The organism is Photobacterium sp. SKA34, from assembly GCF_000153325.1.
In the GTDB taxonomy this organism is placed as follows: Bacteria; Pseudomonadota; Gammaproteobacteria; order Enterobacterales; family Vibrionaceae; genus Photobacterium.
The window spans coordinates 607168-619358 of record NZ_CH724143.1; the positions used below are offsets into that span (position 1 = coordinate 607168).

The 12191-nt window shown below is 37.3% G+C and carries 13 protein-coding genes; 7 read left to right on the forward strand and 6 right to left on the reverse strand.

Annotation, left to right across the window (positions count from 1 at the left end):
- Positions 1–47 precede the first annotated feature (47 nt).
- Both SKA34_RS15665 and SKA34_RS23705 read right to left on the reverse strand, forming a co-directional pair.
- A complete protein-coding gene (locus SKA34_RS15665; protein ID WP_006646513.1) occupies positions 48–1103 on the reverse strand; it encodes a sensor domain-containing diguanylate cyclase in 1056 nt (351 codons plus the stop codon).
- Between the two features lie 75 nt (positions 1104–1178).
- A complete protein-coding gene (locus tag SKA34_RS23705) occupies positions 1179–1667 on the reverse strand; it encodes a hypothetical protein (protein WP_006646514.1) in 489 nt (162 codons plus the stop codon).
- Positions 1668–2429: 762 nt separating this feature from the next.
- Here SKA34_RS23705 and SKA34_RS15675 point away from each other — a divergent pair.
- A complete protein-coding gene (locus tag SKA34_RS15675; protein ID WP_006646515.1) occupies positions 2430–3227 on the forward strand; it encodes a helix-turn-helix transcriptional regulator in 798 nt (265 codons plus the stop codon).
- 480 nt (positions 3228–3707) lie between these two features.
- Entirely contained in the window at positions 3708–3983 is a 276-nt protein-coding gene (locus SKA34_RS15680; RefSeq protein ID WP_006646516.1) for a hypothetical protein, read from the forward strand.
- 60 nt (positions 3984–4043) lie between these two features.
- Here the strand turns inward: SKA34_RS15680 and SKA34_RS15685 are convergent, their stop codons facing one another.
- Both SKA34_RS15685 and SKA34_RS15690 read right to left on the reverse strand, forming a co-directional pair.
- Positions 4044–5927: a DUF3413 domain-containing protein gene (locus SKA34_RS15685; RefSeq protein ID WP_006646517.1), complete on the reverse strand. Its 1884-nt coding sequence runs from the start codon at positions 5925–5927 to the stop codon at positions 4044–4046.
- Between the two features lie 51 nt (positions 5928–5978).
- Positions 5979–6197 carry a YejL family protein gene (locus SKA34_RS15690; protein WP_006646518.1) on the reverse strand — a complete coding sequence of 73 codons (219 nt, stop codon included), beginning with the start codon at positions 6195–6197 and terminating at the stop codon, positions 5979–5981.
- 75 nt (positions 6198–6272) lie between these two features.
- Here SKA34_RS15690 and yejK point away from each other — a divergent pair, with 75 nt between their 5' ends.
- Positions 6273–7286 (forward strand): nucleoid-associated protein YejK, encoded by a 1014-nt coding sequence (gene yejK / locus SKA34_RS15695; RefSeq protein ID WP_006646519.1) that lies wholly within the window; start codon positions 6273–6275, stop codon positions 7284–7286.
- A gap of 325 nt (positions 7287–7611) precedes the next feature.
- Entirely contained in the window at positions 7612–9612 is a 2001-nt protein-coding gene (locus SKA34_RS15700) for a methyl-accepting chemotaxis protein (RefSeq protein WP_006646520.1), read from the forward strand.
- Between the two features lie 52 nt (positions 9613–9664).
- On the opposite strand, the gene SKA34_RS15705 is transcribed toward SKA34_RS15700, so the two are convergent.
- Positions 9665–10276, reverse strand: coding sequence for an HAD family hydrolase (locus tag SKA34_RS15705; protein ID WP_006646521.1), 612 nt, complete (start codon positions 10274–10276; stop codon positions 9665–9667).
- A 302-nt stretch (positions 10277–10578) separates the two neighbouring features.
- On the opposite strand from SKA34_RS15705, the gene SKA34_RS15710 reads away from it, so the two are divergent.
- Positions 10579–10947: a nitrous oxide-stimulated promoter family protein gene (locus tag SKA34_RS15710; RefSeq protein WP_006646522.1), complete on the forward strand. Its 369-nt coding sequence runs from the start codon at positions 10579–10581 to the stop codon at positions 10945–10947.
- A gap of 182 nt (positions 10948–11129) precedes the next feature.
- Here SKA34_RS15710 and SKA34_RS15715 read toward each other — a convergent pair whose 3' ends face one another.
- Positions 11130–11354: a M20/M25/M40 family metallo-hydrolase gene (locus tag SKA34_RS15715; protein ID WP_006646523.1), complete on the reverse strand. Its 225-nt coding sequence runs from the start codon at positions 11352–11354 to the stop codon at positions 11130–11132.
- A gap of 67 nt (positions 11355–11421) precedes the next feature.
- Between SKA34_RS15715 and SKA34_RS15720 the strand changes: the two genes are divergently transcribed.
- On the forward strand, positions 11422–11742 hold the full coding sequence (locus SKA34_RS15720; RefSeq protein ID WP_004998436.1) for a hypothetical protein: 321 nt from the start codon (positions 11422–11424) through the stop codon (positions 11740–11742).
- Positions 11739–12086: an IS66 family insertion sequence element accessory protein TnpB gene (gene tnpB, locus SKA34_RS15725; protein WP_006646524.1), complete on the forward strand. Its 348-nt coding sequence runs from the start codon at positions 11739–11741 to the stop codon at positions 12084–12086. Before SKA34_RS15720 ends, tnpB begins: the two co-directional genes overlap by 4 nt.
- Positions 12087–12191: the final 105 nt, after the last annotated feature.

Sequence of the window (12191 nt, forward strand, 5' to 3'; positions counted from 1 at the left end):
GACACAAAGTGGTTATGCTATTGTGTAAGTAACCACTTTGTATTGAACTAGAGTAAGAGTCTATAACAGTTTCTCCCTTCACCTTTTGCACGGTACAAGGCCTTATCAGCAGTATTAAATAACATTTTATAACTACTACCTTGAGTCGGTACAGTAGAGCTAACACCAATACTTAGGGTGACTATAGGATTTGTTTTCGTTTCTGACTCTTCATTATGGGGAAAAGGTAATGCCATTTCATTCATTGTTGCTAAGATTTTTTTCGCTGAAAAAACAGCGGCTTTACTGTCTTGACCTGGAAGTAATAAAACAAACTCTTCACCTCCGAAACGAGCAAATAACGCGCCTGCACGTTTTTCAATATCAGCCAGCCCATGGGCTATTTTCTTTAAGCAGACGTCACCAGCGTCATGGCCTAAATGATCGTTATATTGCTTGAAATGGTCAATGTCCATGATCAATAAAGATATGGGCAACTGGTGCCTTTCAGCTCTACGCCATTCATCAGCAATCGATTCATCAAATACGCGACGATTAGCGATATTGGTTAATGGATCAAGACGAGAGATTTTTTCCAACATCTTATTAACGTTATTAAGTTCTTCAGTACGGGTAAGTACGCGCTTTTCGAGATCTCTATTGAGCCGTTTGAGACGATCTTCAGCCTGATGGCGAACGAGATGCTGCGAAATGATAAATCCGTATTGTTTTAATAACTGGTGGTGATAAGGACGGAAAGGTCGACCTGTTAAGAGATTATCGCAAGCAATCCAACCTATTGGGGTATCTTCATCCCATAAGGCAATATAGGCACTCCAGCCAAAGCCAACCTGCTTTAAATCGTGATAAAGCGGGGTGTTTTCTTGAACGGCGAGGTATTCTTTTTCTTCAAGCGTTCGTGACGCGTACCATTGTTCTGGGATCACTGACTCAAAATAATGTTCATCAATAGTATTGCCAGCAATGTCTGTACCATAGGTACCATGCATACGGTATTGTTTATCAAATAGGAAGACTGCCATACGATCGATTTCGAGTTGTTTTTTTCCTTCATCAACGGCAATAAAGAGCATTTCTTTGATTGATTTTGTACGCCATAACATGAATGAAATACTGTGCATGGCTTGAAGTTGTTCAAGTAGCAGATCTTGCTCGTATTGGCTGTTTCTTAATTCTTGCTAGACATGTTGGCGAGAGCTATTTTCTGTTTTGATTGTTTGCGATAAAAGATCGGCATCAATTTCAGTGGCGAGTAGCGTACACAATTGACTTAATGTCTCAATATCAACTTTTGCAGTATGAGGGAAATCAATAATTAGCCATCCGATATGTTGCTCACGACGGAGTAGTGGTAGCCACGCACGATGAAAATCACAATGAGAAGTAGTGAAGGGGTGTGTGCTGTTTTTCCCTATAAGTGATTGGTAAATATCAGCATGTGTTTCTTCTGAAATCACAACAGGTGGGAAACTATACTGGATACCTGCTTCATTCAGTTGTACTAAAGACTGCCAATGTCCTTTGTAAGCAACAATAAGCTGGCAATGATGAACGTCAAAAAACTCAATAAGATTACGGCAAGTCAGTTCACATATGGTACGTAAGCTATGCGCACTTCCCCATTGCTTTGTAATGTTTTGATAAAAGAGATCAACATGCTTCTTCATTAAAGGACAAATTCCAATTGAGCCTAATTCATTTTTAATATTATTTTTAATATTTATAACAGTTTATATTTTAACTATTCACTGATAAATAGGCGCGATATAACCCACAAAATTGTATTGTTATTTAAATTAAGAGCAAAAAGTGCGAGCAAAGTAATACTCGGGCTGTACTTTTACTTAGACAATTAAAGGTAATTTTCTTTATTATGCTTTTTGGGTAATAAAGATGCTAATTAGGGATGCGGCTATTGGGGAGGAAAGAGTATTTAGCGAGTATTTTTAATGATATTTCGTTTTTTTACTTTCTAATGTATATATTTCTAGGGATGAACTGCAAAATTAGCCGTAAACAACTTCTTTCATTCTTTAGCTTACAATCACTAACTTTAATCGATACTAATACAATTATAAAAGTCGAAAACTTGATTAAATGATTTATCTAAAAGACTAAAGATAAGGTTATTAAGGCATAGTTTAGTAAACACACCATATTAAAAAGGGTGATTCTTAAAAAATATAAATAATTTTATTTGTATTTTTTAGTGGCGTTGATCTTAACATTTATCAAACCCTTCTAGCTAAAAATACATGATTCAGAGAAAAAAATTCTTCTTGATGTAAGGATGACTTGCAAAAGAGCAAAAATATTCCCTGAACGTGAAATCCGGCAGAAAATAAAGTTTGTTTAATAACTAAATGTGCTATTGCACTGTAACTTTCGGAGATATATATTCATCATACAAATCTGTTGAGAGAGTAATTATGCAATATCAGTCTTTTGATCCAAATTTTGATTCAGATTCATATTCACAAAAAGCAATAGGTTATATCTTAAGTGGCATAGAAAAAAAAAGTGAAACACCAATACATAGTCACAAGAAGTGTCAACTTGTTTTGCCATTAAGTGGATATGTTACATGTAACATATTTGATAGAGTTTGGATGATGGCATCAAATACTGCTGTATGGGTACCAACAGAAACACCTCATAATATTCGTATATCACCAGGTGCGAAGGTGTGTAATCTATTTATTGATCCTTGTATTGACGGTTTACCTCAACAACCAGTGATGTTGTCAATTTCTCCTTTATTACGAGAGCTAATCACTTATTTGTGCCACCTTGATCATCAACATTCGAAAATAAAGGAAACAGCTCGTATAGTCGATGTATTAATAGATCAAATGGTTTTAATGCCTACTGAACAGTTTGACTTCCCAATACCTAAAGAACCTAGACTACATAAGATTGCAGAATCTCTGTTAGACGACCCTTCAAATAGAAATACAGTAGGTCAATGGGCTATAAAATTTGCGATGAGTGAAAGGACACTTAGTCGACTCGTAAACCAAGAACTTGGGATGTCTTTTGCTCGTTGGCGTGCACAGTTACATCTAATTCTAGCTTTTAAAAAGCTATCGGATGGAGTGCCTGTACAACGAATATCAGATGATTTAGGTTATGAATCAGTTAGTGCTTTTATTACATTCTTTAAAAATAAAATGGGAATACCACCGAAGCAATATGCAAAACAGCAATCGATCTTGAATAATCGATAAATCCAATAATTAACAATTAAATTACGTTACTGATGAGTCGTTTATAATAATTTTTATAACCGATTAATAATAGCTTAAGTATCAAAAAATAAATAATACGAAAGTTTTCTTAAGGTGTTTAGAGTATTGTTTTTCCTGCTTTTTTGTGCTTTTTTGTGCTTTTTTGTGCTTTTTATAAAAAATATCAATGTTATTCCTTAGTCAAGGAAATATTCCAATTGAGTCTGATTTTATTGTTAATATAAGTTTCATTATTTGTAATATGTCTTATCCAAACTATCGATTAATAAATAGACGCGATAAATCCTACAAAAAATATTATTTTTCAAAGTAAGAACCAAAAATACGATCAAAGTAATGCATTTGTTGTCTTTTTATTTAGACAATTAATGGTGGTTATTTTTTCTATCTTTAAGGGAAAGCTCATATTTCAATCAGTAATAAATTTCTGGATTAAAGAAAGCGAGGAGAGCACTTACTATGATATATCGTCAGCTTTTCTTTTGTTTGTGCTTATATTTTTTATTAATGGGATGTACAACAAGTCGTCATCAACAACTTTCTGAGTTAGGCTTTACACGCCCTTATCTTGATGGTTACCAAGATGGATGCCACAGTAGAAAGCTTGATGAAATGACGTATAAAAAAGGGTTTAGACGAGAACCTGAACGAATGGCAAAGCAGGGAAAGTACTCCTATGGTTGGCAAGATGGATTTGATCATTGTTATAACGATACAAGAGATGATTACCACTAAAAAAATAAAAAGCAGCGATTAATTCACGCTGCTTTTTATTTTGTAGTTTACGATAAATAATTACTTGTCATTCTCTTGATGACGCTTCGGCTCATAGAAACGTTTTAATTCATTCATGACCTGCATTAATGTTGAAAGCTTAGGCTTGCCTTCATCTTCTAATTGGTAATTTTTATCGTAAACATTGTAATTACCATATTTATCAACCACGGTTGTTTGCTTATTTTGAACAACAACAATATCAGAATCATTTCCAGCTAATAACCAACGACGATTATTATGGTTATCAAACAAACTCACACCTGAACTGTAATTTGAGCTCGCTGAAGCTACATTAAGTAATGACTCCATCAGTGTCGGCACCAGATCTAAATTACTGGTTAGGCGTGTCACTTCTTGCGCAGAATGATCTGGCCAGTGAATGATCAGCGGTACTTTTATTTGGTATTGGCTGTAATTACTGCCAGATCCCCAAGTATTGTTACCTGTCTCATTAAATTCAGTGCCGTGGTTTGAAGCAATCACCACAATGGTATTTGCCATATCACCTTTTGCTTCTAACTGAGCAAACACACGCCCAAGCATTTCATCGATATGATAAGCCGCATTACGGTAACTATTTTTGAGTAGCAGTGTGGAATCCACCCCTTTTTCATTAATGGCATTGCTGCCTAATGAAGGAGTGAAGCGAGGTTTATAATGTTCACCTTCTTTAAATTGCTGAACAGAGGTCAATTCAAGGAAGCTAAACCATGGCTTATTTTGTTTTTGTTTACTTAACCAGTGATCCCAATCTTTTATTGCATGTGAATCGCTTTCAATATCGCGAGAGTGTCGTGAATCTGTTACTGCCAATTTGGTATTGGCAAAAATAGCGGCACGATAAATTGGTAGATCAAAATTCTCACCACTAAATAAACCAAAATGATAACCACGATCTTGTAAAGTATTGAGTAATACAGGAGATTTTTCCTCTGCGCGAATACTATTGACATAGCCACTTGGCAAACCATATAGCAGGCCAAATACGCCAGTCGAATCGCTATTACTTGAACTGTAGTTATTGGTGAAATTCAGATTGTTTTGAGCAAATGCGGTTAAATTAGGCATAACCGTTGATGTCAACATATCACTGCGTAGACTATCAACCATAATGATCATCAGATTTTGGTCTGTGCCTTGATCATTAAAACTTAACTTGCTGATCGGATAGCGAACAAATTCGCTGTTCTGCACGCCTTGCTCTGCACGGCGTTTAGTGTATTCCTGTCGATCAAGTAAACCATGCTTTTCCATGAAAGTTTTAGCTGTCATAGGATAAGAGAAGGGAAAATTAGAACGCTGCATGGTTACAGGACGGTATAAATTTGCATCCGCCCAGATGTAAATTAGGTGGCTACCTAGAAAGCAAACACCAAAAACAAGCGCGATAGGTCCGCCAACATGTTTACGGGTTAGCTTTCTAAGTTTACGCCATACCCACTCTGAGCACATTAGCTCAAATAGGAAGATGACTGGAACAACGACAAATAGATATTGCCAGCTGGTATTTAATTCTGTCTTATCGCCACTTAACAATAAATCCCACACCAATGGGCTTAAATGTAAATCTACTGTTTGATAAGCATAGGTATCAAGCAATAGGGCAGTTAAACCAACGGTGCTGACTAGTACCCCAAATAAACGCATTAAACGTTGTGAGGGGATCAAAAAGCTGGCTGGAAAGATGATCAGAATATAAATGCCAAAAACAAGAAAGCCGAAATGGCCAACCCAACTTAATAAAAGATAAAGTTGTCCGATCAGCGTTGCTGGCCAGTCTGAATGTGTAATATATCGCGTACCCAATAGCATGGCTGCGATGATATTAAAGAAACTGAACCAATGCCCCCAGCTAATCAGCTGTGAGACTTTCTCTTTGTAGGTATTTCCGCTGGCGACCATAAATGTCAATTCTTCTCAGTCTTCAATGCAAGTTTAATATGACTATTAAACTTAGTCTTTTTTAATTGAGGTCTGCAGAGCTTTAGCAAATTTTTCTGCAATCACTGCGCGTTGAGCAGCCGGCACATTCGCGTTAATAATATTGGTTGCAATATCACCAACAACCATCAGTGCTAATTCTGGTGATGTTTTATGTTTTTCAAGTACATCGAACATTTCATCAATGATTTGTTCAACTTGTTTAGTGCTATATTTTGAAGTAATTGGCATAAGAAATCTTGTTTAATGTTTACATAAGCGTCTTATGATAACCTAGAGTTCACTTTTCTTGAAAACCTTTTCATTATGAGCCTAACACTTTCTAATGTCATTCTTCATCAATTGACAAAAAACGACCAAGATGAACTAGAAATACATCTAAGAAATCAGACTCTTGAGAACGATGCATCGACTGAAGATCTCGTGGCTGAACTCCACCGCATTTATAGTAGCAAAGGGGCGAAAGGTTTTGCACTTTTTGCTCAAGACAGTGAGTTTTCTCATTGGCTGAAGCAATTGCGTCAAGGTGAGTTAGATTTCTTAACGTTTTCAGGTATGGCTGTTAAGCGTTTACAAACTGAATTGGCTAAATATCCTTTTGCTGAAGCTGGCACGGTTGTGATGGCGGAATACCAGTCATTAGCTACTGATTACCTGTTTATTGGTATGTTGCCGACGTGTCACAGTATGAAAGTGACTGAGCAATTAAGTATTAGCGCTACTGACTACCTTGATATCGCCAAAATGGATATTGTTGCGCGTATTGATTTGTCTTCATGGGAAACTGATCCTGAATCTAAGCGTTACTTAACGTTCGCGAAAGGGCGTGTGGGGCGTAAAATTGCAGACTTTTTCCTAGACTTTATGCAAGCAGATGTTGGTTTAGATGTGAAAGAACAAAACCAAGTGTTAATGCAAGCTGTGGAAGATTTCTGTGCTGATTCGCGTTTAGATAAAGAAGAAAAACAGCAATACCGTAAGCAGGTTTATGATTACTGTAATAGCCAACTGCAAGCAGGTGATGAAGTCGCAGTGAAAGAGCTTGCGGGTGAATTACCGAGCTCAGACGAAGGTACTAACTTCTATGAATTCACTTCAAAGCAAGGTTATGAACTAGAAGAAAGCTTTCCTGCTGATCGCACTGCAATGCGTAAACTCACGAAATTTGTTGGCTCTGGCGGTGGTATGACCCTTAATTTCGACAGTATGTTACTGGGTGAGCGTATTTTCTATGATGCAGAAACAGATACGTTAACCATTAAAGGCACACCGCCGAATTTAAAAGATCAACTTCTACGTCGTTTAAATTCGGATAGCTAAACATTATAAGCGACATCGGCTATACCATTCTCTTTCTCGTTGAAAATATGGCCGATGTTGAACAAGCTATTCTGATCTCGATTTACTTATCGTAATACCCAAAAACACGTCTTAATCTCTTCTCACGTTTGATTATTTTCCTTCGCTTTAGCGTGGCATAAAGGAGTCAAAATTTTGGCGATTAGTTTTATATAACTCGTTCTATAAGAAAGTAATTTGCTGTAGATCTCTAAACTCAGATAAATGTTACTTCTTTTTTTTATTTTATTTAACAACTTGTAAAATTTGGCTATATTTTATTAATGTTTTTATCAGGAGTTTATGGATGAAACTTACGATATCAAGGAAGTTACAACTGAGTTTTTCCTTATTGGCATTGCTTTTTATTATTTCTTCGGTACTTACCTATCGAAATATATCGACGGTTGAACAATATGTATCTTCTTTGCTGACTTCTGATATACCGACTGTCGATACGAGCCGAGGTATACAGCAATCGGTTCAAGCATCGCTATCTTCTATCCGTGCTTATATGTTATTGGGAGGAGATGATCAGCATAGTCAACAATTGAATAAGGATGTTCACAAGACTATTGCTTCTATTGATGATTCTTTGCCAACGCTTCAAACTTTGATTTCAGCGCAAAAGTTCAACACCATTCAAGAACAATGGCAATCTGTTAAAAAATCATTGAATCAATTACTAGTTTTAAGTCATAGCCGTGAAAATTTACCCGCCCATAATCTTTTCATTAATGAAGCGGCCCCCATTGCTGAGGTTGCATTGGATCAGATCCAAAGTTTGATTAATGAAGAATCCAGTAACCCGTTTGGCGGTGAGAGAAAAAGACTCTTTAAGGTTTATGCTGACAGCTATGTATCACTAGCAAATGCATTGGCTTCACTTCGCGATTTTTTGTTATATGGGCAACAAGAGTATTTGGATAAGTATCGAGACTTAATTAAGTCACATAAAAAATCAGTAGCTGAAATTGATAAAAAGTTAGATCGACTAACGGAAGAGCACGCATCGTTATGGGCACTTTTTAAAGAGATGCAGCAACTTTACTTTCCTTTAGCAGAGAATGTGATAGCCCTTCGTCTTTCACCAGAATGGAATAAATCGAATCAACTCATGGCAAATGAGTTGTTACCTTCAGCCGTAGCCCTTGAGCAAAGTCTAGAAACGGTAGTGCAAGCCCAGCAACAGCGTGCAGATCAAAGCGGGCAAGGAATAAATCAATCGATTCAAAATGTACTAACGACGATGTGTATTGCCATTGTATTAATTGTTAGTTCAGCTATCGCTATCTCAAAGTATATGGGAAATACGATTGGCCGCCGTATTTCATTACTGTCTGAGAGAGCAAAGACGATTGCCTTTGGTGATGTATCTCAACCGCCTCTTAAAGTCGTTGGTAATGATGAGCTGGCCGTTTTAACTGAATCAATAAATAGAATGAATTCTTCACTGGCAGAAATTGTTTCTGGTGTTACGGATAAAGCTCAACAAGTTGATGTAAGCATGGAAGATTTGCTTACTTCTGCGCATGTCACATCATTGAATGTGGCGAACCAACAAGCGAGCATTGAGCAAATGGGAAGCCAACTGGAAGAAATCGCTTTTGCCACTGCCAATACTTTAGAGCAGGTAACGTTATCGGTACAAAAATTGTCAGACTCCAAAGGAGAAATCGAGTTAGGGCGTGATGCACTAGAGCAAAATAAAATCACAATGGAAACCTTGCACAATACTATTGCTACGGCGAGTACTCAGGTAACGCGATTAAGTAAAGAAAGTGAAGCGATTGGTCGGGTGACTGAAGTGATTGAAGGCTTGGCTGAGCAGACGAATTTACTTGCACTTAATGCGGCTATTGAAGCTGCAAGAGCGGGAGATCAAGGCAGAGGTTTTGCTGTGGTAGCAGACGAAGTTCGAATGTTAGCAACAAGGACAACTCAATCGACGACAGAAATTAACGATATTATTAATGCGATTCGACACTCAACACACTCTGTGGTTGAAGAAATTGATAGTAGCCAATCCCTTGCCGATCAAGGCGCTGAACATATTGAAAAAGCAGTGTCACGTTTACTCTCGACCACACAAAAAATTGGTCAATTAAATGGTCAAATGGTAGACCTTGCGGCAGCCGCAGAGCAGCAATCACATGCAACAAATTCAATTACGGTGCTCATGTCAGATATTACTGATTCTGTAAATCAGGTATCCAATCATAGTCAAAGTGCAGCAGAAACTTCTTCTAAGGTAAAAGAACAAGTGACTGAACTTAATCGTCAAATGGCAACATTTGTCACCCAATAAGTGGCTGATTACGATAACTTACTTAACAAGACTATCTTTAATAATGGTCTTGTTAGTTTTTCTTTAATAATTGAAATTGAGCAAGTAAATCGCTTAGCTCATTTAAAGCCAATGAAGCTGCATGGCTAAACGTTAATGTCTTACCATGATGAACCAAGCAAGACGGCATCTTAGCGTTATAAGCAGCTTGCAAGTCATAAAAATAATCACCAACGTAAAGTATTTCATTACTCATCAGCCCCCAATCCTTTGCTAATGACTTTAAAGATGATGGATTGGGTTTCGGTGGGAAACATTCACGGGTTATGACACGTTCAACACTGATTTGATTCTGTTTGAGTTTCTTGTGAGTTGCTGCCAAGCAGTTTCTGGTAATGATTGCCGTTTTAATCTCATTTTCTTGCAAATGCATCAGGAGTTCCTGACAGCCAATCATGGGAAAAGAGCTTTCTGCATCAGAAAGTTCATGTTCAAAAACAATATTATTGGCATGCGCTTTTTCATTAGCGTTCAGTGTTTCAATATAACTTAATAAATCGATATCTTGGGGGCAGCCTAGTTGTTGGCGTATCTGAGAAAAATTTATGTTTGAAGTAACCAAGGTGTTATCTAAATCAAAAATAACGGCTCTGATTGTTTTTAAATCGAGAGAAAATGGAATCATAGAATCCTCAACAATATTGATTAGCAACAAAGGTAATAAATGATTAAGAGGTATTACTTTAAGGTATGTACTTTTCCCGTCAACACACATAAAAGTAGAGTATAAATCCAATTTAAGTATCTATTAAACTAGCTAGAAGGTAATTTTTACATTTGGTTCTTTTTTTGAACAATGTATTAAAGTATGTCTTTTAATCAATATTTTTGGTTGTATTTCGATATTTGCTCATAAATTTACGATTTCTTCGAAAAATTGATCTTTATCATTGGATCTTTATAGTCCCAGTGGATAATAACGCCACTATGATAGTTCAAAACAATCATTCAGTTCGTTCGCAACGTGAACTGAACGCAGTGAAAGCGATGATTCGCCTATATTGTAAAACGTTGCACCGTGGGGCAATTATTTGCCCTGAATGTGAAAGTCTTATCGAGTATGTTGAGGAGCGCGTAACAGGTTGTCGACTGGGTGATGATAAGCCAAGTTGTACGCATTGTATTGGGCACTGCTATCAATCTGCCAAACGATTACAAATGATCCATGTGTTACGTTGGACATTTCCACGTTACTTATGGCGTCATCCAATTAGGGCTATACAATTTAAATTAGATAATTTACATAGTGCCCAGATATCAGCAAGCAAAACAGAGATCTTGACAAAAACGGGCTAATCCAGGATCGGTTTAGCATAAGTATGAACAGATGTATTTTGATCTAATCAGTGGATTATGTAGAACTCTAAAGTAGGTATATAACTTTGAGTTCTCTTAGTATCAAATGGTGTTGAACTAAGAATAATCCACCGTCTTATCAATATTATCAGTGCTGATTAAAGTTAGATTTCTTCCTAATTCTAAGAAGCATAATATTCCAATACCTTAGTCACTTCTGAGATCCTTCTCTCAATGCTTTTTTTTGATACTCGCTCATGCTTAGTATGATCGCCATCGCCATAAGGGCCAAAGCCATCAAGGGTAGGTACGCCCATTCCAGCAATAATATTAGCATCACTGACACCTCCTCGTTTTTCAGTTTTTAACGTGATACCAATAATGCTCGAGAGCCGTAAGCGTGCCATAAACACCGCATTCTAATCACTTTACTCGAAGAATAAGATCAAATCTCCAATCCAAAGGAGATTTAAAATGGCAACACGACGTACCAATCAAGAATGGCAGACTTTGTTTGAGTGCTATGAATCCAGCCAACTCACTCAACGTGCTTTTTGTGAACATCACGGATTAAGTCTTTCCACGTTTCATGCCAAACGCCAACAGTTAACACACCTTCAAACACCACAGACTAACGGCTTCGTCAAAGCAAACGTTGTAGAGCAGACAACACGTTACCATATGACGCAAATACCTACCGCGAATATGACACTTTTTGTCAACGACGTTGAGCTGAGTATTCCTCAAGGCACGCCCGCTGCCTACCTGGCAGAACTCATTGGAGCCTTGTCATGAAACATATGCTAAGTGCACCAGATATTTATCTGTATCGTGAGAGTGTCGATTTTAGAAAGTCCATCAATGGCCTCGCGGCGATTATCGAAAGTGACACCGATTTACCCTTGGGAAGCGGCGCACTATTCCTGTTTACCAATAAACAGCGCGACAAAATCAAAGTGTTGTACTGGGATAAAACAGGCTTTGCACTTTGGTATAAACGCCTTGAAAAAGCCAAGTATAAATGGCCGTCAAAAGAGAAAAATGACGTGTTTACCCTGACTCAATGCGAGCTTGATAGACTGCTTTCTGGCTTCACGATTATCGGCCATAAACCCGTTCAAATAACGATTTTACAATGACTTAATCGATAATAAAGCTATATCCACCAAGCGTTAACGGCATGACTTTAGTATAATAAATGCCATGAAAAAGACGCCAAATATCAACCCAGAAAGCCAAGATGT